This is a genomic window from Pseudomonas putida (assembly GCF_001941965.1).
In the GTDB taxonomy this organism is placed as follows: domain Bacteria; phylum Pseudomonadota; class Gammaproteobacteria; order Pseudomonadales; family Pseudomonadaceae; genus Aquipseudomonas; species Aquipseudomonas putida_L.
The window spans coordinates 1-22,021 of sequence record NZ_MKZO01000028.1; the positions used below are offsets into that span (position 1 = coordinate 1).

At 64.7% G+C, this 22,021-nt stretch carries 21 protein-coding genes; 8 read left to right on the forward strand and 13 right to left on the reverse strand.

The window, feature by feature from the left end:
• From PSEMO_RS17030 to PSEMO_RS17060, 7 genes are all read right to left on the reverse strand, one after another.
• The coding region (locus PSEMO_RS17030; RefSeq protein ID WP_144443588.1) for a T6SS effector BTH_I2691 family protein at positions 1 to 2,082 on the reverse strand (2,082 nt) is incomplete at its 3' end.
• On the reverse strand, positions 2,075 to 2,983 hold the full coding sequence (locus PSEMO_RS17035) for a DUF4123 domain-containing protein (RefSeq protein ID WP_075804166.1): 909 nt from the start codon (positions 2,981 to 2,983) through the stop codon (positions 2,075 to 2,077). The genes PSEMO_RS17030 and PSEMO_RS17035, both read right to left, overlap by 8 nt.
• On the reverse strand, positions 2,980 to 5,103 hold the full coding sequence (locus PSEMO_RS17040) for a type VI secretion system Vgr family protein (protein ID WP_075804167.1): 2,124 nt from the start codon (positions 5,101 to 5,103) through the stop codon (positions 2,980 to 2,982). Before PSEMO_RS17040 ends, PSEMO_RS17035 begins: the two co-directional genes overlap by 4 nt.
• Before the next feature lie 219 nt (positions 5,104 to 5,322).
• Positions 5,323 to 6,489: a Gfo/Idh/MocA family protein gene (locus tag PSEMO_RS17045; RefSeq protein ID WP_075804168.1), complete on the reverse strand. Its 1,167-nt coding sequence runs from the start codon at positions 6,487 to 6,489 to the stop codon at positions 5,323 to 5,325.
• On the reverse strand, positions 6,486 to 6,932 hold the full coding sequence (aroQ, locus tag PSEMO_RS17050; RefSeq protein WP_075804169.1) for a type II 3-dehydroquinate dehydratase: 447 nt from the start codon (positions 6,930 to 6,932) through the stop codon (positions 6,486 to 6,488). The genes PSEMO_RS17045 and aroQ overlap by 4 nt, the downstream gene beginning before the upstream one ends.
• A 32-nt stretch (positions 6,933 to 6,964) precedes the next feature.
• Entirely contained in the window at positions 6,965 to 8,341 is a 1,377-nt protein-coding gene (locus PSEMO_RS17055; RefSeq protein WP_075804170.1) for an MFS transporter, read from the reverse strand.
• A 130-nt stretch (positions 8,342 to 8,471) separates the two neighbouring features.
• Positions 8,472 to 9,524 carry a Gfo/Idh/MocA family protein gene (locus PSEMO_RS17060; protein WP_075804171.1) on the reverse strand — a complete coding sequence of 351 codons (1,053 nt, stop codon included), beginning with the start codon at positions 9,522 to 9,524 and terminating at the stop codon, positions 8,472 to 8,474.
• Positions 9,525 to 9,615: 91 nt separating this feature from the next.
• On the opposite strand from PSEMO_RS17060, the gene PSEMO_RS17065 reads away from it, so the two are divergent.
• Positions 9,616 to 10,560 (forward strand): LysR family transcriptional regulator, encoded by a 945-nt coding sequence (locus tag PSEMO_RS17065; RefSeq protein ID WP_075804172.1) that lies wholly within the window; start codon positions 9,616 to 9,618, stop codon positions 10,558 to 10,560.
• On the opposite strand, the gene PSEMO_RS17070 is transcribed toward PSEMO_RS17065, so the two are convergent.
• Both PSEMO_RS17070 and PSEMO_RS17075 read right to left on the reverse strand, forming a co-directional pair.
• A complete protein-coding gene (locus tag PSEMO_RS17070; RefSeq protein WP_075804173.1) occupies positions 10,557 to 11,201 on the reverse strand; it encodes a TIGR04211 family SH3 domain-containing protein in 645 nt (214 codons plus the stop codon). The two genes, PSEMO_RS17065 and PSEMO_RS17070, sit on opposite strands and share 4 nt — an antisense overlap.
• Before the next feature lie 160 nt (positions 11,202 to 11,361).
• Positions 11,362 to 11,766, reverse strand: a complete 405-nt coding sequence (locus PSEMO_RS17075; protein WP_075804174.1) for a DUF7832 domain-containing protein — start codon at positions 11,764 to 11,766, stop codon at positions 11,362 to 11,364.
• A 170-nt stretch (positions 11,767 to 11,936) separates the two neighbouring features.
• Between PSEMO_RS17075 and PSEMO_RS17080 the strand changes: the two genes are divergently transcribed.
• From PSEMO_RS17080 to PSEMO_RS17105, 6 genes are all read left to right on the forward strand, one after another.
• Positions 11,937 to 12,434 (forward strand): PaaI family thioesterase, encoded by a 498-nt coding sequence (locus tag PSEMO_RS17080; RefSeq protein WP_075804175.1) that lies wholly within the window; start codon positions 11,937 to 11,939, stop codon positions 12,432 to 12,434.
• A 229-nt stretch (positions 12,435 to 12,663) separates the two neighbouring features.
• Positions 12,664 to 14,166, forward strand: a complete 1,503-nt coding sequence (locus PSEMO_RS17085; protein WP_075804176.1) for an APC family permease — start codon at positions 12,664 to 12,666, stop codon at positions 14,164 to 14,166.
• Positions 14,126 to 14,713, forward strand: a complete 588-nt coding sequence (locus PSEMO_RS17090) for a DUF3156 family protein (protein ID WP_075804177.1) — start codon at positions 14,126 to 14,128, stop codon at positions 14,711 to 14,713. The genes PSEMO_RS17085 and PSEMO_RS17090 overlap by 41 nt, the downstream gene beginning before the upstream one ends.
• 246 nt (positions 14,714 to 14,959) lie before the next feature.
• A complete protein-coding gene (gene feaR, locus PSEMO_RS17095; protein WP_075804178.1) occupies positions 14,960 to 15,919 on the forward strand; it encodes a transcriptional regulator FeaR in 960 nt (319 codons plus the stop codon).
• A gap of 140 nt (positions 15,920 to 16,059) precedes the next feature.
• Positions 16,060 to 17,283: a multidrug effflux MFS transporter gene (locus PSEMO_RS17100; protein WP_075804179.1), complete on the forward strand. Its 1,224-nt coding sequence runs from the start codon at positions 16,060 to 16,062 to the stop codon at positions 17,281 to 17,283.
• A 31-nt stretch (positions 17,284 to 17,314) separates the two neighbouring features.
• Positions 17,315 to 17,893, forward strand: coding sequence for a TetR/AcrR family transcriptional regulator (locus PSEMO_RS17105; RefSeq protein WP_075804180.1), 579 nt, complete (start codon positions 17,315 to 17,317; stop codon positions 17,891 to 17,893).
• 93 nt (positions 17,894 to 17,986) lie between these two features.
• On the opposite strand, the gene PSEMO_RS17110 is transcribed toward PSEMO_RS17105, so the two are convergent.
• Positions 17,987 to 18,352: a cupin domain-containing protein gene (locus PSEMO_RS17110; protein WP_075804181.1), complete on the reverse strand. Its 366-nt coding sequence runs from the start codon at positions 18,350 to 18,352 to the stop codon at positions 17,987 to 17,989.
• A 167-nt stretch (positions 18,353 to 18,519) separates the two neighbouring features.
• On the opposite strand from PSEMO_RS17110, the gene hpaR reads away from it, so the two are divergent.
• Positions 18,520 to 18,945 (forward strand): homoprotocatechuate degradation operon regulator HpaR, encoded by a 426-nt coding sequence (gene hpaR / locus PSEMO_RS17115; RefSeq protein ID WP_009394239.1) that lies wholly within the window; start codon positions 18,520 to 18,522, stop codon positions 18,943 to 18,945.
• Positions 18,946 to 19,035: 90 nt separating this feature from the next.
• On the opposite strand, the gene hpaI is transcribed toward hpaR, so the two are convergent.
• Genes hpaI through PSEMO_RS17130 form a run of 3 tightly spaced genes read right to left on the reverse strand, consistent with a single transcriptional unit; the run spans position 19,036 to position 21,972 of the window.
• Positions 19,036 to 19,839: a 4-hydroxy-2-oxoheptanedioate aldolase gene (hpaI, locus tag PSEMO_RS17120; RefSeq protein ID WP_075804182.1), complete on the reverse strand. Its 804-nt coding sequence runs from the start codon at positions 19,837 to 19,839 to the stop codon at positions 19,036 to 19,038.
• A gap of 13 nt (positions 19,840 to 19,852) precedes the next feature.
• Complete coding sequence (gene hpaH / locus PSEMO_RS17125; protein WP_075804183.1) at positions 19,853 to 20,656, reverse strand: 2-oxo-hept-4-ene-1,7-dioate hydratase; 804 nt, start codon at positions 20,654 to 20,656, stop codon at positions 19,853 to 19,855.
• An 11-nt stretch (positions 20,657 to 20,667) separates the two neighbouring features.
• Positions 20,668 to 21,972: an MFS transporter gene (locus PSEMO_RS17130; protein WP_075804184.1), complete on the reverse strand. Its 1,305-nt coding sequence runs from the start codon at positions 21,970 to 21,972 to the stop codon at positions 20,668 to 20,670.
• Positions 21,973 to 22,021: the final 49 nt, after the last annotated feature.

Genomic DNA, 22,021 nt, shown 5'->3' on the forward strand with positions numbered 1-22,021 from the left:
CCTCAAGCCCCCGCCGAACACCTTGGCCCCCTGCTGAACAGCAGCATTCCCACTCCGCGCACTAAACGCCACCGCCGCCGCGCCGATCTCGACCCCAGCAGCCGTCACCGCCAGTATCGCGGCTATCAACTCGGCATATTGCCTGCTGCCTTTGTCCTCGACCGCCAGCTTGTTGAGCAGATTCCAGACATCCAGCACCGCCAGGACCCCGCCAAGCCGCATCTCTACCATCGGCCCCCGGCTCCCCCCCTGAAGCGCCTCTTCGAAGCTGCGCTGCGCAGCCCGATCGATGCGCGCTGCCGCGCCGCGACTGAGGGGTTTCCCGCCACGCATTTCGAGCTGGATGCTCTGTGCGTAGCTCCCCAGTTGCGCCTGCAGCACCGCTGCCGCAACCTTGTTGGCGGCCTTGTCCAGAAGGGTCGCGGGCTTGTTCTGGAGCAGGGAGTTGCCAAGGGTATTGATCAACATGGCCCCGCCCGCCAGGTAGCTGGACGGTGGTCCGCCCGTGCCCTCGGCCAGCGCGTCCATGAAGGCATGCGCACGGTCGTAGAGGAAGGCCAGCTTCTTCAGCCGGTCCTGCAGGGCACCAGGGTCGATGTCCTCCAGCGTGCTGCGGGCCTCGTACAACGCAGCCACTTCTTCTTCGGCATCCTGCTGATTCTGTGCCAGTGACCGCCAATACAGGTTTTCCCGCGAGACCTCCGCTTCACGCCAGCGCTCCAGCAACGCCTGGCCAGCTTCGGTGGCATTCATTCCGGCGATGGCCTTGCCCATCTGGTCTTCGAACAACAGTGCCTGTTCCGTGTCGTCACGGTCGAACAATTTGAGCGCATCGAGCAGTTGTTCGCTCTGCAGCCAGAGCAGGTGATCCGCCGTGCGCGCATCGCGAGCCGCATCGGCCTTGGCAGCCTCCGCTTGATAGCGCTTGAGGAAGTCCTGGCGCCGTTGCTCGTCGATATAGGGTTCGTACTTGTTCCAACTGCCGGCGCGTGCAGCTTCGACCGCGGCTTCCTGCACCTGCCGTTGGTGCGTCGGATTGCGGAAACTCTGGTAGTTGCCGGAGGACTGCACCACTGCATACCTGTTGCCTGCCTGGTATTCCGGGTCGGTGTAGCGCACTCCGAGATTTTTCTGATGATCGCGATAGCTGGCCTCGGCCTCGTCTTCCACCAGCTTCCTGATGTTGTCGATGGCGAAGGCGATGGTGAACTTGCGCTGGTTGTCGACTTTTTCTTCATCCTCTTCGGCCATGAAGGCGTCGAACGAGTCGCTGCTCGCGTTACGCCAGGCATTGAGCTCCTGCACCATGCCGAGGGTATCGTCCAGGACGATGGCGATTCCGCCTGGGATGTTGCGTCCGGCAGCAGGCCGCATTTCTGCGGACACGGCCTGCCGGGGCGGCGGGAAAGGCTGGAAGGCTTGGGTCTTGAGGTGCTCCTTGAGCGCGGGCTTGCTGTCCGCCGCGAAGTCCGCGATCAGGTCGAGGGCATCGGGGGTGAGTACGTTGGGCATGACGGGTGGCTCTGCCGAGAGCAGTCCGGCGATATCCACCGAGGTCATGGTGTCGCGGTACTTGCCAAGCTGGCGGAACCTGTCACGCACTGTCTGGGTGAGGGGCGCGGGACTGTAGAGAAAGCGCAGGTCATCGATGTCGTCCATGTCGTGTAGCCGCAGCATCCAGGTCAGGCCCTTCACTCCGCCCGGACCAAAGGCCGGAGCCGATGGGGCCCAGGGTTGGTCGGCCTCGATGAAGTCGAGTGTGCCGATATCCGAGACGCGGTACTGGCTATGCCAGGCGTAGGCTGCCTCCTTGCGCTTGATGAGGACATAGAGGAAACCCTCACGAAGGGGGCGCAAGGCATAGCCGGACTCGCTGAGCCGACCGACCTTTGTGGGGCGGCTCAGGTGTGGTGGCAGGAAGGGCAGTTGTCCCCTCTGGTTCGCGTTGCCGCCCACTGCGCTATGGCGCAGCGGGAGAAAAGAGAGGGTGCGGGTGCAGGTCGTGGCCGAGCCTGGTCCCTGGCTTTGCAGCCACGTACGCATCTGCTCGCAGAGTTCGAAGGTTTTTTCCATGTCAGACATTTTGGGGACTCGTCAGCATTTTCTGGGTGATGTGCCGTTTCAGCGTCTGGGCGAGGGGCTGCTTGCTTTCAAGGGCGTCTTTCAGGGCGTCTATCAATGGAAGGCCGCCGCGCAAGGCCCGGTCATGCAGGGCCAGGAGGAGGGCGTAGTCGCTCTGGTCCGCTTGCTGCCTCAAACCCACCCGGCGCGCTTCGGCCAGCAGCCTGCGGACTTGTGCCAGACGCTTGCCGCGGCAGATCCCGCTGGCCGGGGTTACCTGCAGCTTGTCGATCAGGTCGACCAACTGGTAGCTGAGGCTGTCACCCGTCAGGTCATCCCAACAGAGCTGGTCAAGGTGGATCGGCGGAACGCCGCAGTAGTCCGCCCGGTCCTTGCCCGCATAGCGTCGCCAGACTTTTTCTCCATCACCGACGTCAGACTCGGGCTCCCTGAGCCACCATGAGTGGATGGGGGCAAGCAGGTGCGCTATGCCGGGCAGGTCCTGGCGGGAATACAGCACGGGAAAGGCTTTCTCGCTGTAGAAGCGCAGCAGGTGGGTGCGTCCGTCCGGGCCTCGGGCAATGGCGGCCTCACCGAGATGGAAAGCGAGCCTGGAGGGTTCCAGGGCGCTTATCAGCCAACTGGTCGGTGCATCGCCTGCCACTTGGCTCAGGTCATGATGGAAGTCGGACTGGCGTTGCAGGCTGGTGTGCTCCCCGGAGCAGAACAACCAGGGGCCGATGTCCCGAAGATTGGCAAAGTCTTGCTGATGCAGGATCGGATAGCCGGCGTTGCCGAACGTATCGAAAACCTGCTGCCGCTCGGAAGGCGACAGGCGAGCCATTTCCACGATGGCTGTCAGGCGATGGTCTGGTAGCGGCCGGAGTTGCTCCACCAGTCCACGTGCGAAGGTTGTCGTCATGCGGCAGGTGCTCCTTCCATCGGGATCAGGTTGCTCCCCTCGGCGATAGCTTTGAGCAGACATCCCACGCACACCGGTTCGCTCACGTCCGCAACGCCGGACATGACGATACTGTTGCTGTTTCCTCGTGGGTAGGCCCTCAGTGGCCCTTGCTGCTGGAGCGTGATGCCATCCAGAGTGATGCCCGCAGCGTCGATACGCAGTGAGCCCCCTGGCCCCTTGATGTCCAGCACGTCGGCGCAATGGATTTCGAAGACCTTGGTGTGCTGGACGATGCGCTGCCCTGCTTGCAGGCTGACGGCCCCTTGTACCCGTTGCTGCAGATGTCCGCCGATCTCCACCCGGTGATTGGCAGCCATGGTGTCCCGGCGGTTTCCGCCGACCTCTTCGGTACGGTCCCGGGTCGTGGTGATGGTGTGGTGACGCCCGATGATCAACTCGTCTTTCTGACCGATCTCATGCCGCCGATTACGTCCAATCAGTACGTGCTCGTCATTGCCCACGGTGTCCTTGCGGTCGTGGCCGACGGTCAGGGTTTCGTCGTTGTCCACCTGCTCGCTTCTGTCATGCCCGACGAAGGTGGTCTCGTCGTTCCTGACGATGTTGTTGCGGTCCCGCTGGGCATGGATGAACACCTCTTCAAGCCCTGCCTCGTCCTCGAAGCACAGCTCGTTGAATCCGTTCCCTTTGTGGGTCTCGCTCTTTATCGTCATTTTCGTCTTGTGCCTGGGCAGCTCGTAGGGCGGCCGCTGCAGCGCGTTGTAGGCGCGGCCCGTCACGATCGGCTGGTCCGCGTCGCCATCGACGTAGGAGACGAACACTTGCTGACCAATACGCGGGATCGCCATATGCCCCCACAGCGCCCCGGCGATGTCCTGCGAAACGCGGATCCAGCAGGAGCTGTGCTCGTTGTCGTTGTCTTCACGGTCCCAAGGGAACTGCACCTTCACCCGGCCATACTCGTCGCAGTAGATTTCCTCGCCTGGCGGACCCACGACACGGGCCGCTTGCGGGCCGTCGATACAGGGTTTGGGCAGCGGCTCGGGGCGCCATTCGGTGTCGTCGGGTACCAGGGTGGCGATGTTGTTGTAGTGGGTGCCTGTTTCGGCGCCGGCGCTGTCCTCGCCCTGGCTGACGTGCTGTTTGCCGCGATGCTCCAGGTGGATCGGGCGCCAACCGCGGTTCAGGTCCTCGCGCGGGTGGCCGATGAGGTCGAAGTAGATACCCGGCACCAGCCGCGCATCGTCGCCCTCGGCGATGACCTGGCAGGCATCGCCACGCAGCCCGCGCAGGCGGTCGCGAGTGAAGGCCTTGCCCGCATCATCCTCCTTGTAGCGTCCGGGGTAGTCGTAGCGTTCGTAGCTTCGAGCCTGGTGCTTGAGGTCCGAGGCCTCGATCCGGGTCTGATGGTTGTACTGCGGGTGCTTGAAGCTGTAGTCCCGTTGCACCTGGCGGGCGCTGCGCACGTTCTCGACGTAGGTGAAGCGGTGCAGCGCCGGGCCCGGGCGGTCGCCTCCGGGAGTCGGGTTGTACTCCACCGGATTGCCCTGCTGCTTGCCGAAGATAAACAGGCGGTCGCAGTGGACCAGTCGGTGGCCCTCGGTGCTGTGCAGGAAGCCGTAGAAGAAACCCTCTTCGCGGGCGAGGCGTTCCACAAAGTCGTAGTCGGTGTCCCCCGCCTGGACACAATATTCCCGGGTGGCATGGGGATGGGTGACTCGTTGCTCGTAGTCGAGTGTGAGGGCGTGCTTCTCAAGCATCGTTGTGACGACGTCGGTGACGCTGAGGGTCTGGAAGATGCGCCAGTCGGAGCACAGCTTCAGGCGGGCCAGGCGCGGCTCGACGATGGCTCGGTAGCGTGTGCGGCGAAAGCCGGTTTCGCCTTGCTGGAAGGTACTGATCGAGCCGTGCACGTAGCGCACAGGCTTCTCGCCTTGCCAGATGGTGAACAAGGCGGGGCGGTCGAGGACTTCTCCGAAGTCGACGGCGGGGTTGGTGCTGCTCAGCTGGACGTCGAGACGGAAGGTTTCACTGAGGCCTTCGACGAGATGGAATTCGACGACTTCGAATGTGTCGGAACCGGCGGTGAAGGTGAAGCGCAGATCGGATTGGGCAGACATGCGGGATCGCCATGGAAAGAATTCCCGAGCGATCCTGCATGCCATCCAGAGGTCGATATATAGGAAAAATCCGAAGAGAACGAGTGAAATGTCTGGGCTTAGTGGCACTAAAGAGCAGCAGCCCAAGCGCAAGCGTGTCAGGAAGATTGCGTACTCAGGTTTGGCGGCCGCTTCGCCCCCGTTCGCTCGTGAATTCGTTCCCACACCGACCGCATCGGATCAGGCGACTTCAGTCCAGCGCCCCTCAGCCCGATCCGATCGAACACAAGCATCGATAAAGCTCATCCCCTTCAACCCATCCTCCGCCGTCGGGCACAGCATCCCCTGGGCACTCGGCGCCCGTTGCTCACGCCTTGCACGAATCCGCTCCGCCGCCTCGCTGTAGATATTGGCGAACGCCTCCAGCAAACCTTCCGGCTGCCCCGCCTTGATCCGCGTCGACAACCGCGCCGACTCGCTCAGCCAGGCCTCGCCACGGCGCAGGATCTGGTGCGGCTGGTCCTGATAACGAACCTCCAGACGCTCCGGATCCTCCTGGTGCCAATACAGCGAGCCCTTCGACCCGAACACCCGCAACTGCAGGCCATGCCGGTGCCCGGCCGCGACGAAGCTGGCCCAGAGCATGCCCCGCGCGCCGCTGTCCAGGCGCAGCTTGACGTGGGCGTTGTCGTCGCTGGCGCGGCCCGGCACCAGGGTGCTGAGCTCGGCCGAGACTTCGCTGACTTCCTGGCCAGTGACGAAGCGCAGCAACTGGTGAGCATGCACGCCGACATCCGCCAGCACCGACGACTGCCCGGACTGCGCTGGGTCGGTGCGCCACATCAGCGCCTTGGCGCCTTGCTGTTCCAGCGGGTGGGTGCCGAAGCCGGTGGCGTGCTCGACCTGGACCAGGCGCACGTCGCCGATGACACCCTTGGCAATCAGTTCGCGGGCTTCGCGAATCAGCGGATAGCCGCTGTAGTTGTGGGTCAGCAGGTGCAGGGCAGGGCCGCGACGGACCCGCTCCAGCAGCACGTTGGCTTCCTCGATATTGACCGCCAGCGGCTTGTCGCTGATGACGTCGATACCCTGTTCGAGAAACGCCAGGCTGGCCGGCACGTGCACGGCGTTCGGCGCCATGATCGCGGTGGCGTGGATGCCGTCCTCACGGGCGGCCTCGGCCTTGGCCATGGTCGGGTAGTCCGGGTAGACCCGGTCCGGGGCCACGCCGTAGGCCTCGGCCGCCGCGCGGTTGCGCGCCGGATCACGGGCGAACACGCCGGCCACCAGTTCGAAATGACCGTCCAGGTGCGCGGCATAGCGGTGGGTGGAGCCGATGGACGACTCCAGGCCGCCGCCGACGAAGCCCAGGCGCAGGCGTTGGCCAGGATTGGAGAGGGTTTTCACGCGTTGCCTCCTTGCAGTTGCTTGGCGAAATGCTCGATGGCCAGGACATAGCCGTGAGTGCCGAAACCGGCCAGCACCGACTGCGCCACCAGGGACACGTAGGAGTGGTGCCGGAAGGCTTCACGGCGATGCACGTTGGAGATGTGCACCTCGATCACCGGCACTTCGGCGGCGATCAGCGCGTCATGGATGGCCACCGAGGTGTGGGTCCAGGCGCCCGGGTTGATGACGATGCCGGCCACGCGGCCGCGGGCCTGGTGGATCCAGTCGATCATCTGGCCTTCGTGGTTGGTCTGCTGGAACTCGATGGCCAGCTCGTGCCGGCTGCCGGCGGCGCGGCACAGGCTTTCGACATCGGCGAGGGTCTCGCGGCCATACACCTCGGGCTGGCGGAGGCCGAGCATGTTGAGGTTGGGGCCGTTGAGGACGAGTACGGTTTTCATGGCTTAAAACACTTCCGGTTCAGGGATGCAGTTCAGGAGTGAGTACGCAGGGCCTGGGCCCGTTGCGCGTCGTAGGTGGTCTTGTCGAGGGCCACGGCATCGGGCTTGCCGAGCTGGTCCAGCGGGGTGCGGTAGGTTTCCGGGGCGCTCCAGGCGGCGATCGCCGAGATCGCGGTGACCACGCAGGTGATGGCGCCGATCATCAGCGGCACGTTGTCCGAGCCCGGCGGGGCCACGGCGGTGAACAGGGCCGGGAGCAGGGCGGTGATCATGTAGCCGATGTTCTGCGCCACGGCCATGGCCGAGACCCGGTAGTGGGTCTGGAACTGCTCGGGGAAGAAGCTCGGGAAGATCGCGTTGTAGCCCTGGTAGATCGTGCCCCACATCAGCAGCGAGGCGGCGAAGGCCAGCGGCACGCTGTGGATGCTGATGGCGTACAGGTAGAGGAACGACATCAGCCCGCAACCGATGGCCGCACCGATGATCAGCGGGCGCCGGCCGATGCGGTCGGAGAGGTTGCCGACGAAGGGAATCACCAGCACCGCGACGATATTGCCGACCACCGGGATCCACAGGTACACGCTCTTGTCGAAGCCGATGCCGTAGGCCGGTTGCACCGCGTAGGCGGCGCCGAAGATGGTGGTCACCACCGGGATCACGTTCATCAGCGACACGCCGAACACCACCAGCATGCCGTGCCAGCTGTACTTGAAGGCTTCGCGGATCGGCGAGCGGGTGCGGGTGACCTTCTCGACCTTCTGCACGAAGGCTTCGGGCTCCTTGACCTCGCGGCGGATGATGAAGGCGGCGATCAGCACGGCGGCGCTGAGCAGGAACGGGATGCGCCAGCCCCAGCTGTTGAAGGCTTCCTCGGGCATGAAGTAGGCCAGCGGCAGGAAGATCGCCGCCGCCAGCACCTGGCCGGCCTGCACGCCTTGCAGTGTGAAGCTGGCGAAGAAACCGCGGCGGCCCGGTGGTGCGTGTTCGAGGATCATCGAGCTGGCCCCGGCGATCTCGCCGGCCACGGCGAAGCCCTGGATCAGGCGCAGGATCACCAGCAGGGCCGGGGCCCAGTAGCCGATCTGGCTGAAGGTCGGCAGCAGGCCGACGGCGAAGGTGGCGATGCCCATCAGGAACATGCACAGCAGCAGGACGTTCTTGCGCCCGCGGGTATCGCCCCAGTGGCCGAGCACGAAGGCCCCGACCGGGCGCGCCAGGTAGCCGACGCCGTAGGTGGCGAGGGAGGCGATGATCGCCAGTTTCGGGTCGCCGGCGGGGAAGAAGATCTGCGGGAAGATCAACGCGGCGGCCTGGGCGTAGATGAAGAAATCGTAGTACTCGAGGGCGGAGCCGACCCAGCCGCTGGCGGTGGCCTTGCGGGTTTGCCGGGTATTGTCGTGTGTGGCCATGGTGTTCACTCTTGTTGTTTTTATGGTGGTCTTGAGGGCCTCATCGCTGGCAAGCCAGCTCCCACAGGGTCCAGCGGTGCATGCGATACCTGTGGGAGCTGGCTTGCCAGCGATAGGGCCCGAAAGGTCTCTACAACGCTTGGGTTGAAACGATTTGCCCGGTCCGCGCCGCCTCGCTGATCGCATCGACGATCTGCAGGTTGCGCAACCCGTCCCGCACACTCACCAGCGGCTCGGCCTCACCGCGAATCACCTGGCAGAAATGCGCCAGTTGCCGCGCCAGCGGATCGGCTTCCTGCAACCCCGCCACTGCCGTTTCGAACGGCTTCCACCAAGAGCGATCCTCGCGTTTACCGTAGTACTTCAGGCGCATGGTCGGGATCGACAGCGAGCCCTGGGTACCGGCGAGCACATAGCAGTCCTCGTCGTCGTAGCTCGGGTAGTCATGGTTTTCCCGCGCGGTCTGCTCCCAACTGCGGGCACAGGCGGCGGTGTCGGAGAGCATGAAGGTGCCCAGCGCGCCACTGGCGAAGCGCAGGCTGATGGACACCGTGTCTTCCACCACGAAGCCCCGGGTGGCACTGGATGCCTGGGCCTGCACGGCGACGATCTCGCCGCACAGCGACCTCAGGTTGCCGATCTCGTGGATCATGTTGATCAGCACCGGCCCGCCCCCGGCCTCGCGGCGCCACGGGGCGGCATCGAAATAGTCGTCGGGCTTGTAGAACAGCGCGCTGCCCATCACCGCCACCAGGTTGCCCAGCACGCCCTCGGCGATCACCTCCCGGGCCTTTTCCAGGATCGCACTGTGGGCGCGGTGATGACCGACCAGCAGCTTCGCCCCGGCCTGTTCGGCAATCTCCAGCAGGCGCTTGCCTTCTTCCAGGGTGTGGGCGACCGGCTTTTCGATCAGTGCCGGCACGCCATGGGCGACGCAGGCGAGGGCGCCTTCGACATGCAGTTGATTGGGGGTGGCGAGGATCACGCCATCGGGGCGCTGCCTAGCGAGCAGGCTGTCGAGGTCGCTGAACAGCGGCACGCCGAGGCTTTCAGCGAAGGCGGCGGTTGCCGGCAACGGGTCGACGATGGCGGCCAGCTCGCAGTCCTGGCTGGCCTGGATCAGTTCGATATGGCGGCGGCCGATCAGCCCGGCACCGGCCACGGCAATGCGGATCTTCTTCATAGGTCTCTCTTGTTCTTTTGAGGTCCTGCTTCAAGGCAAGGCAGGTTGTGTGAGAGGCTAAATAAAAAGTCCCAGGAGATAATCGGGCGTAATGAAGAATCAGAATGTGCTCACAGCGAATAATGAGCCGCTGCTGCGCGACCTCCAGCTGTTCTGCGAAGTGGCCCGGCGCTCCAGCTTTATCGCGGCCGCCAGCGAGACCGGGCTGTCGCCGGCGCATGTCAGCAAGCGCATCGCCACCCTGGAGGAGCAACTCGGGGTCAAGCTGTTCAACCGCACCACCCGGCGGGTGAATATCACCAGCGACGGCGAGGCGGCCTTTGTCTGGGCACAGAAGATCCTCGAGGACGTCGGGGCGATGGTCGATGCGCTGTCCGGCGGGCAGCGCGAGCCGCAAGGCACGCTGCGCCTCTGCACCAGCCTGCGCCTGGGCCGCGAACATATCGCGCCGATCCTCTCGCTGCTGCGTCGCCAGTACCCGGCGCTGGAGGTATGGCTTGAGCTGCTGGACCGGCGCGTCGACCTGATCGCCGACAACTTCGATATCGATATCCGCGTCGGCGAGGTGCAGGAGAAACACCTGATCGCCCACCGCATCGCCGAAAGCACCCGGGTGCTGGCGGCGGCGCCGGATTACCTGGCCAAGCGCGGCGCGCCCAAGGTGGCGGCGGACCTGGCCCAGCATGACTGCCTGCTGTTCCGCAGCCGCGATGATCGTTTCGGGGTGTGGCGTCTTGTGGGCCCCAATGGCGCCGAGACGGTCAAGGTCACCGGGCCGATGGCCTCCAACCATAGCGATATCGTGCGCCAGTGGGCCCATGACGGCCACGGCATCATCATGGCCTCGCGTTGGGATATCGCCGGCAGCCTGGAGAGTGGCGCGCTGGTCCAGGTGCTGCCGGCCTGGCATCAGCCGGCAGATATCTGGGCGGTGACGGCGGTGCGCTCGTCCAGTTCGGCCAAGGTGCGGGCCTGCGTGGCGTTCCTGCGGGAACAGCTCGCCAGCGGGCCCTATGCGCTGACCCGGGAAGATTAAGCCCAGCCGCTGCTGCGTTTGCGCCCGCGGGTGAGCATCGGCAGGATCAGGCCGGCAAGCAGACCGGCCCCGGCGATGCCACCGCCGTAGACCATGTAGCGCATCATCACCTGCTTGTTCTCGTCGCCGAGGCGGGCCTGGGTGTCACGCAACTGCGACTGGGCCTGGGCCAGTTCCTCGCTGAGGGACTGGTTGCGGGCCTGCAGTTCGTCCACCAGGTTCTTGCGCGAGTCGGAGGTTTCCTGCAGGCCCTGGACGCGGTTTTTCCAGCTGTCGTCGATGGTCTTCAGTTCCTGTTCGAGCTGGGTCACGCGCTCGGTCAGTTGCGGCAGGCGCTCGGCCTGGCCGGGCACGTCTTGCAGGTCGTTGCTGGAGATCCACACGGTGTCGCCGGATTCGCCACGGACCTGGCTGTAGCTGCCTTGGGTGCCGAGCAGCTTGACCTTCTGCCCGGATTTCAGGGTGCCGACCAGGCGATGGCCGTCGGTGGGGCCGCTGCGCACGTAGGTGCTGAGGCTGTCGCTGACCCAGCGATCATCGCTGGCGGGTTCTTCGGCGTGGGCGACGGTGTTCAGCAGGAGGCCGGCGAACAGCGCGGGCAGCACGGCGGAGCGTGCGCGGAGAGGGCGAAGCAGGCGCATGGTTATCTTCCCCGAGAAGAAAAAAATGAAAACCGCCGACCGGCATGCCTGCCGCCAGCGCAACGAAAAAAGGGGATAACCGTTGGACGTCCCCGGGGCCTGTCAGTCAGGGAGTGCCGCGACAAGCCACCGCGAAAAGACCATTTTTATCGCGTCAGGTTCACTGACCGGCCCGCCATTGGGCGAACCGTTGGTCGAGGCGCGCTTCCAGCAGGTCGTAGTGTTCCCAGCTGGCACCGGGCTCATCGATGCTGACCATGCCCAGCAACTGGGTCAGGTCGTCGGGCAGGGACGGGGCCTGGCGGCCGAGGTAGTGGGCGGCGAAAGCGTTGCCCTGGCGGTTGAGGTCTTCGTCCACCAGCAGGTTGTCGCAGCACAACTGGAAGAAGCGGGCGGGGGTCAGCAGGCGCTCGGCGAGGGCCTGGATCTCGGCGTCGTAGTCGGCCTTGAAGTCGCGGCTGAGCAGGTCGCGGGTCGCGCTCCAGGCGAGGAACAGCCCGGTGTAGGGCGCGTGGCGTGGGGAACCATCATCGGCATAATGCCAGCCGGCATCTTGAAGCATCATCGCAGCAGTCCTTGTTCTGATGTGGGGCCTTGCTGGGGTTGTAGCTTACTCCTTCCCGGCATGGCCGGAAGCCATATGAGACCTAATGACGCAGACAATGCCCCACTTTGAATCAGAAAGGAGAGAGCGTTAACATCTGAACTTTCCTACAAAAACAAATCTGGAAACAAATGACTTCTCAAGTTCTCTCCCTTCAGGACCTGGCGGCGCCGGATGGCGTCTGCTACGGCTGCGGCTCGGCGCACCCGAGCGGCCTGCACCTCAAGAGCCACTGGGCCGACGACGGCGTCCATGTGGTCTGCACCCATTCTCCCGACAGCACCTTCTGCGGCTGGCCCGGCCTGGTCTATGGCGGCTTGCTGGCGATGCTGGTCGATTGTCATTCCAACTGGACGGTGATGGCGTATCACTACCGGGCCCAGGGGCGCGAGCCGGGGTCGTTGCCACGGATCGATTGCGTGACCGGACATCTGGGGCTGACCTACCTCAAGCCGACGCCGATGGGCGTGGAACTGACCCTGAAGGCGCGGGTGGAAGGTGAACTCGGGCGCAAGACCCGGGTGATCTGCGAGGTGTGGGCGGGGGATGTGCTCACGGTGATGGCGGATTCGGTGTTCGTGCAGGTGGATACGGAGCGGTTGAAGCAGAAGGCGCATGGGCAAGGTTGATGTTTAGAGCTTGAGGGCCTCATCGCTGGCAAGCCAGCTCCCACAGGGTTTGCGGCGCATGCGGACCTTGTGGGAGCTGGCTTGCCAGCGATGAGGCCGGTACAGGCAACCTCCCTCTCAAGGCCTGGCAGCCAGCAACAAAACCCCCGGCAGCCTGGGGCAAGACGTGGCAATGGAGTGCGGCGCACAGTGACGCACAACCATAACAACGGCACTTGAGGTCTTCACCATGTCGCTCAACGACACGCTCAGCGCGCACCTTAACCGGGGCACGATCGGGTTCCCCACCGCCCTTGCCAGTACCATCGGCCTGATCATGGCCAGCCCCGTCATCCTGACCGCGACCATGGGCTTCGGCATCGGCGGCAGCGCCTTCGCCATGGCGATGCTGATCGCGGTGCTGTTGATGCTGGCGCAATCCACCACCTTCGCCGAAGCCGCGGCCATCCTGCCGACCACAGGCTCGGTCTACGACTACATCAACTGCGGCATGGGCCGCTTCTTCGCGATCACCGGTACGCTCTCGGCCTACCTGATCGTCCACGTCTTCGCCGGTACCGCCGAGACCATCCTCGCCGGGGTCATGGCCCTGGTGAACTTCGAGCACCTCAACACCCTGGCTGAATCCGCCGGCGGCTCCTGGCTGCTGGGCGTGGGCTTCGTGGTGGTGTTCGCGATCCTCAATGCCTTCGGCGTCAGCGCCTTCGGCAAGGCGGAAATCATCCTCACCTTCGGCATGTGGACCACCCTGATGGTGTTCGGCGTACTCGGCCTGATCGCCGCGCCGGCGGTGCAACTGGACGGCTGGTTCGGCGAGTCGATGGTCGGCACCGACCTGATCACCGTGCTGTCCCTGGTGGGCATGGCCATGTTCATGTTCGTCGGCTGCGAGTTCGTCACCCCGCTGGCCCCGGACCTGCGCCGCTCGGCGCGGACCATGCCACGGGCCATGGCCCTCGGCCTGCTGGGCGTGGCCAGCTGCATGTTCATCTACGGCGCGGCGATGAAGCGCCAGGTCGAGAACGTGGTGCTGGACGCCGCTTCCGGCGTGCACCTGCTGGACACGCCGATGGCCATCCCGAAATTCGCCGAGCAGGTGATGGGCGATATCGGCCCGCTGTGGCTGGGCGTCGGCTTCCTGTTCGCCGGCGCCGCGACCATCAACACCCTGATGGCCGGTGTGCCGCGCATCCTCTACGGGATGGCCGTGGACGGCGCGCTGCCGAAGGTCTTCACCTACCTGCACCCGCGCTACAAGACCCCGCTGCTGTGCATCCTCGTGGCCATGCTGATCCCGTGCCTGCACGCCCTGTACCTGGGCGGCAACACCGACAACATCATGCACCTGGTGCTGGCTGCAGTCTGCGCCTGGAGCACCGCGTACCTGCTGGTGACCCTGTCGGTGGTGATCCTGCGCATCCGCCGCCCGGACCTGCCGCGAGCCTACCGCTCGCCGTTGTTCCCGCTGCCGCAGATCGTCTCCAGCGTCGGCATCCTGCTGGGCATGTGGTTCATCACCCCGCCGGGCATGGACCCTGCGGACGTCTATGTGCCGTTTGCCTGGATGCTCGGTGGTACGGCGGTCTACGCGCTGTTCTGGACCTTGGTGGTACAGCGGGTCAACCCGTTCAAGCCAGCGGTCGTCGAAGAAGTTTTGGCGAAGGAGTTTGCCAACGAACCTGGAGTCCATCATGGCAGCCACTACGCCGAACCTCTGGCAAAAACTGTTTGATCGCGCACCCTCGGGCTACCGCCCGGGGGTGACCCTGGAGCACCTGCGGCGCAACCTTGGCCTTGCCGGGTGCCAGGTGCTGGAACCCGGCCGGGCGCGCTTCAGCCTGGCCGGCGGGGTGGAGTTCGAGGTGCGCGAGCGCACCGAGTCGCAGTTGCTGATGCACATCGTGGTCTGCGAGTTTCGCCTGCAGTGCAGTGCCGCTTCCGAGGGCGCTGCGACCCTGGAAGTGCACCACACTGGCGCGATTCGCCGCAGCGGCCTGGGCTGGAAGCAGAAGGGCGGTGAGGCGGGTTTGATGGACCGCCTGCGCCAGCGCCTGGAGCAGGACCAGTGCCTGTACCAGGCGCTGATGCCGCTGGACTTCAAGCGCCTGCGCCTGGAGCGTGCCGAAGGGCAGTGGACGCTGGTCCTGGAGCATATGGGCGGTAGTGAAGTTGTTAACCGGATGCCGGCGTTTCGGCGGTATATCCGCGTTGATTCGCAGCAGAGGGAGTTGTTGCTGAGCGCGTTGATCGGCTTCAAGAGACTGCTGGAAAACCACTGATCCGAAACCGCTGCAAAACCCTGTGGGAGCTGGCTTGCCAGCGATGAGGCCGGCCTGGGCGAAGATGTTGTCAGATCCGGCCAAATCGCTGGCAAGCCAGCTCCCACAGGGTCCGCGTAAACCGACCTAACGAAAGGTTGGCACTCAATATGCTTTCACACACAGGCTTACAGAATTGTTGCGCGCATATAGATAACATGTTAACTATTGCCCGACAAAAACAAGATGCCACTGTGGAGGTACGTCATGAGTATCCATCAGGCTACCGGCTCGGCCCTGGATCGCTGGAACGCGGCGATGCAGGCAACGTGCGGGTATTTCGAAACCGAACTTGCGTTCAACCGCTCGCTGTTCATCGGCGAGATTTCCACCTGGTCGCGGGGTGGGCTGGGCATGGCCCACCTGCGCACCAACGCCGGGGTGATCCGGCGCAATGGCCTCAAGGCCGATCGCGACAATGACCAGCATTGCTTCCTGGTCAGCCAGCGCACCGGTTTTTCCCAGATCACCCAGAATGGCACCAGCCTGCAACTGGCCCCCGGCGAAATGCTGCTGATGGACTCGGTGGGCGCCTGCGAAATCACACCCTTCGGCCTGATCGAACATGCTTCCCTCGGCCTGTCCCGGGACCAGGTATGCCGACAACTGGGCGGCGAACAACGGATCTTCGGCAAGATCTCCCAGAGCAAGGCCTGCGGGCGCATGCTCCACTTGCTGATGGACCAACTGTGCAAGGAAAGCAGTGCCCAGGATGGCGAGCAGGCCGAAGGCGACGCGCTGCACAGTGCCTTCCTCTCGCTGCTCGGCTCGGCCCTCGAAGGCAGCGACCAGGACAGCCGCCTGCCAGCCTCGCTGCAAGGCGCCGACCTGCGCAGCTACGTGCAGAAGGTCATCGACGAGTCCCTCGGCCAACCCGGCCTGACCCCGGTCAGCCTGGCCAGCCGCCTGAACATTTCGGTGCGCCACCTGTATCGCCTGTTCGAGGAGCAGGGCGAGAGCGTCTGCCGCTACATCCAGCGCGCCCGCCTGCAGCGCAGCGCCGACGACCTGGCCAACCCGATCCACAAGACCGAATCCATCACCACCATCGCCTACAAGTGGGGCTTCACCGATTCGGCGCACTTCAGCCGTTCGTTCAAGAAGCAGTACGAGCAGTCGCCCAAGGACTTCCGCAGCAGCAGCCTTGCGGGTCTGGTCCTGAGCTGAGAGATATTCCGTGAAACGCTGACTTGACCCTTGACCGGGTTGCCTTTAGGCTCGCCCAAGTTGTCTACCTACCGGTCGTTAGGTTAAATTATTACCTAACGACCGGCATCCGTTTCATCCCACACTTGGAAGAGCTTCAAATGCAAATCCCGGAATCAGCCCCGACCCCTCACGTCCGCTTCGCCGTGGCCCTGGCCCTGATTGGTGCCCTGGGTCCGTCGGCGGTGGACATGTACCTGGCCAGCCTGCCGGGTATTGCCGAGGAGTACGGGGCGTCCTATGCCAGGGTGCAACTGACCCTGACCGTTTTCCTCCTTGCCATGGGCGCCGGACAGCTGCTGTTCGGGCCGGTGGTGGATACTCTCGGGCGGCGCCGGCCGTTGCTGGTGGGGCTGGCGGTGTTCGTCGCCAGTTCCCTCGCCGCCGCCCAGGCCGGCAGTCTGGATGCGCTGCTGCTGGCGCGTTTCGTCCAGGGCCTGGGCAGCGCCCTGACCCTGGTGGTGATCATGAGCATGGTCCGCGACGTCGCCGAAGGCGCGCGGGCGGCGCAGATCTTCGCCCTGCTGATGACCATCGAAGGCCTCGCGCCGGTACTTGCGCCGGCCCTGGGCGGCTTTATCGGCGCGCACTTCGGCTGGCGGGCGATCATGCTGACCCTGGCTGGTTTGGGTGTGCTGGTGCTGCTGAATTCGGCCTGGGTGCTCAAGGAGACCCTGCCGGTGGACAAGCGCATGGCCTGGCGCCCCAGTGACTTCCTGCGCACCTACGCCCGTATCGCCCGGGACGGCGCCTTCCTGCGCCCGGCACTGGCGCTGTCGGCGGTGTTCTTCTTCCTGTTCGCCTACATCGGTGGCGCGGCGTTCGTCTACCAGACCCACTTCGGCCTGTCGGTGGAAGCCTTCGGCGCGCTGTTCGGTGCCACCGGCGTGGCGATCCTGCTCGGTGCCATCACGGCCGGCCGCCTGGTCGCGCGCAAGGGCCTGGTGCGCCTGGCGCAGTGGGGTGCAGGCTCGATGCTGCTGGGGGCGCTGATCGCCTTGCTCGGCACGCAGCTGGGCGCCGGCCTGTGGGGCATTGTCGCCGGCATGGCCGTGGCGATGTTCGGCCTGGGGGTGGCCGAGGCGACCCTGATGTCGCTGGTCATGTCTTCGCAAAGCCGCGCCCTGGGTTCCACGGCGGCGCTGCTGGGCGCCATGCAGTTGATCATTTCGTCGTCGGCAACGCCACTGTCAGGCATCATGGCGCCCCTGGGCGCGGCGCACTGGGCGCTGTTGCTGGCAGTGGCGGCCTTGCTGGTGGCAGCGCTGGTGTATGCCAGCACCCGTAATGTACCGGTGGAACTGAACAGCCTGGCCGGTCATTGATATTCGCCTGTTTGATCAAGGAAGTTATGCAATGAGAGTCCTGTCGCCTTCGGCGGAGAAGATTTGTCTGGTAGCGGTCGAGCAGTTCGCCGAATCCGGCTACGACGCCGCCTCGCTCAACGACATAGCCGTGGCGGTGGGCATGCGCAAGCCGTCGCTGTATGCGCATTTCAGCGGCAAGGTGGACCTGTTCGAGGCGGTGTTCGAGCGGGCCATCGAGGCCGAGCGCCTGTATGTCGAAGGTTGCTTCGCTGGCGATGGCGGGCTGCCGGGGGCGCTGTATGCACAGCAGTTGTCCGAGCGTTTCCTGGAGTCGGCGCATTTGCGCTTCCTGCTGCGGGCGGCGTTCTTTCCGCCGGCGGATCTGCGGCCGCTGGTGTCCTCGGGGTTCGAGGGTTACCTGGCGCGGATGGGCGAGGTGTTCGGCAAGGCGCTGGAGCAGCAGTTTCCGACGCTGGACGGGGAGAAGCGTGAGTTGTTCGTGGATGCCTATCTCGGGGTCATCGACAGTCTGATCGTCGAGCTGATCTATGCGGGGCAGGCGGCGTATGAGCGGCGGTTGCGGGCGATGTGGACGATCTTTGCGGCTTCGCTTCGGGCTGCTGTGTAGATCTTGAGGGCCTCATCGCTGGCAAGCCAGCTCCCACAGGACTTGTGGGAGCTGGCTTGCCAGCGATGAGGCCCTTAAGACCTATGAAGAAACTCAGGCCACCGCGAAGTAATGCTTCACGAAGCTCTCGCTCAGAATCTCCCATAGCACCGGCGTGCCCTTGGTCACGAACCAGCTGTCACCCACCTTGTACTCGGTCACCTGGCCGGTGCTTTCATCGGTCAGGCGCACTGCGCCAGTGACCACCACGGCCTGTTCGTTGAACGGGTAGACCATGCGGAACTTGCCCTGGGTCGTGCCGAAATACGCGCTGCTGACCGCGTCGGTCGGCGCACCGAAGGTCATTTTGCCGAAGGCGCGCACTTCACCTTCGAGGATCTCCGAGCCGAGGTCGGCAACGGTGCCCCAGGCGTCGAGTTCGCTGAGCTGGATATTGTGTTGGGCAGCGTGGAGAGGCATGGCAGGGTTCCTTTGAAACAGGGAAGAAAGGTGGTCATTAACGCTGTTGCGTCGAACCCTGTCTTGCCCCTCCGTGCCGGGGCATTTGATTGCCGATGCCAGGCACTGTTGCCGGCAGGGCTTTTTGTTAAAGTATTAACAAAATAACCTGAGCACCGTATTTCTTCATGTCCAGCCGTCCTCGTCAGTCCCTGACCCTTACCCTGTTGCAAGCCCGCGAAGCCGCGATGCGCTTTTTCCGACCTTCCCTCAACGAACACGGCCTGACCGAGCAGCAGTGGCGGGTGATCCGCATCCTGCGCCAGCAGGGCGAGATGGAGATCTATCGACTGGCCGACCAGGCCTGCATTCTCAAGCCGAGCATGACCGGGGTGCTGGTGCGCATGGAGGCGGCGGGGCTGGTGAAGCGACGCAAGGCCGAGACCGACCAGCGCAGGGTGCTGGTGGAACTGGCGGAGAAGGGCGAGCAGTGCTTTGCCTCGATGAGCCAGTGCATGGAGGCCAATTACCAGGCGCTGCAGGGGCAGTTCGGGGAGGAGAAGCTGAAGCAGTTGCTTGGTTTATTGGATGAACTGAAACAGGTTCGGCGGTGACTGTACTGGCCTCATCGCTGGCAAGCCAGCTCCCACAGGGTTCGCGGCGCATGCGGTCCCTGTGGGAGCTGGCTTGCCAGCGATAGCTACTTAGTAGACGCCGCCGGAGGTTGGCTGTACCACCTGGCCTTCCTTGAACTTCGCCGCCAACCCCTGCAACCCGCGCATCAGCACCGTGGTATCCACCCCCACCGCGACGAACTTCGCCCCCAGCTCGATATAGCGCCGGGCCAGTTTCTCGTCGGCACTGAGGATCCCCGCCGCCTTGCCGGCCTTGTTGATCCGCAGGATCGCGTCCTCGATCGCCGCTTGCACCTCAGGATGCCCCGGATTGCCGCGATGGCCCATGGACGCGCTCAGGTCCGCCGGCCCGATGAACACGCCATCGACGCCGTCCACCGCCACGATCTCGTCCAGATTCGCCAGCGCCTCCAGGTTCTCGATCTGCACCAGCAGGCACATCTGCGCATCGGCGTGATCCAGGTACCCCGGGATGCTGTTCCAGCGCGAAGCCCGCGCCAGTGCACTACCCACGCCGCGCACGCCCTTCGGCGGATAGTGCACGGCACGCACCAGCTGCCGCGCCTGCTCGGCCGTGTCGACCATCGGCACCAGCAGGGTCTGCGCGCCGATATCGAGCACCTGCTTGATCAGCGCGGTCTCGCCGATCACCGGACGAATGATCGCTTCGCTGGCATAAGGCGCCACGGCCTGCAGTTGCGCGAGCATCCCGCGCAGGTCATTCGGAGCGTGTTCGCCATCGATCAGCAGCCAGTCGAACCCGGCGTTGGCCGCCAGTTCCGCGCAATAGGCATCGGCCAGGCCGAGCCACAGGCCGATCTGCGCCTGGTCCTGCTGCAGGCGTTGCTTGAAGCGGTTGATGGGCATGTCCATGGAAACCTCCTGATCAGACGAAACGGCAGGCGATGGAGCCGAGCATGTCGTAGTCGACATGGAAGGTATCGCCCGGCCGTGCCGCCACCGGACGGGTGAAGGAGCCACCGAGGATGATCTGCCCGGCTTCCAGGGTGACGTCGTACGGCGCCAGTTTGTTGGCCAGCCACGCCACGCCCTTGGCCGGGTGGTTGAGCACGGCGGCGGAGACGCCGGATTCCTCGATCACGCCATTGCGGTAGAGCACCGCCGGGACCTTGCGCAGGTCGATTTCGGTCGGCCGCACCGGCCGCCCGCCCATGACCACGCCGGCATTGGCGGCGTTGTCGGAGATGGTGTCGAAGACCTTGCGGGTGACCTGGGTCTGCGGGTCGACCTGCTGGATGCGCGCGTCGATGATCTCCAGGGCCGGGATCACCCACTCGGTGGCGTCGAGCACGTCGAACACCGTGATGTTCGGGCCTTTCAGCGGCTTGCCGAGGATGAACGCCAGCTCCACTTCGACCCGCGGCACGATGAAGCGCTCGAACGGGATGTCGCTGCCTTCCTCGAACAGCATGTCGTCCAGCAGCGCGCCGTAGTCCGGCTCGGTGATGTTGGAGGAGACCTGCATGGCGCGGGAGGTCAGGCCGATCTTGTGGCCGACCAGCTTGCGCCCGTCCTTGATCTTCTGCGCCACCCAGGCGCGCTGGATGGCGTAGGCGTCCTCGATGGTGATGCCGGGGTGCTCCAGGGAGAACTGGCGCACCTGTTCGCGGTTGCGTTCGGCCCGGTCCAGTTGGGCCGCGGCGCTGAGGATCTGGCTGTGGTCGAGCATGATCGAGTCTCTTACTGAGGGTTGACGGTGGCGGCGTGGGTGCGCAGCACCAGCAGGCCGCCGAGAGTGATGAAGAAGGCCAGCACGTACAGGGCCAGGCTGGCGCTGTGGGTGGTGTCGCGCATCCAGCCGATCAGGTACGGTGCGGCGAACGAAGCGATGCTGCCGAACGAGCTGATCAGGGCGATGCCGGCCGCCTGGGTGGCGTTGGACAGGAAGGCCGGCGGCAGTTGCCAGAACATCGGCAGGGCCGCGCTGGCGCCCATGCCGGCGACGATCAGGCCGCCCATGACCAGGGTCGGGTTTTCCGGCGCGATACCGGCCACGGCGATGCCGACGGCGGACATCAGCAGCGGCACGCAGAGGTGCCAGCGGCGTTCGCGACGGCGGTCCGAGGAGCGTCCGCAGGCGATCATGAAGAAGCAGCCGGCCAAGTACGGCACGGCGCTGAGCAGGCCGACGCGGCCGTCGCTGCCGATCCCGGCCGCGTGGATCAGGGTTGGCATCCAGAAGGCCAGGGTGTTCACCGCCAGCATCACCGCGCAGTACACCGCCACCAGCAGCCAGACCCGGGCATCGCCGAGGATGCCGCCGAAGGAGGTGATCGACTTGCGCTGTTCTTCCTTGTTCAGCTCGTCGCGCAGGCCCTGTTTCTGCTCGTCGCTCAGCCAGCTCACGCTGGCGAAGCCGTCCGGCAGGCACTTGAGTACCACCAGGCCGAGCAAGATGACGGGAGCCCCCTCAATAAGAAACATCCACTGCCAGCCCCGCAGGCCGGCGGCGTCATGGAAGAGTTCGAGGATGCCGCCGGACAGCGGTCCGCCGATCACCCCGGCCATGGGCACGGCGATGGCGAACAGCGCGGTGATGCCGGCACGCCGGCGCGCCGGGTACCAGCGGTTGAGGTAGACCAGGATGCCCGGGAAGAAGCCGGCCTCGGCCACGCCCAGGAGGAAGCGCAGCACGTAGAAGCCGGTCGGCGTTTCCACCAGCAGCATGCTGGTGGACAGCGCGCCCCAGACCACCATCAGCGCGGCGATCCAGCGCCGCGGGCCGAAGCGGTCCAGGGCAATTTTGCTCGGCACGCCGAACAGCGCATAGGCAATGAAGAACAGCCCGGCGCCGAAGCCATACACGGTGTCGCTGAAGTGCAGGTCGGTGCTCATCTGCATCTTGGCGAAGCCGATGTTGATGCGGTCGAGGTGGGCGAACAGGTAACACACCAGCAACAGCGGCATCAGCCGCCAGGTCACGGTGGAATGGGTTGAATCCTGACGGGCAAGGGTGACGCTATCTGCGGTATTGGCTGTGCTCATGATCTTGTACTTTTTTTGTCAGAGTGGCCGTGGGTATTTCAGGCGGGGA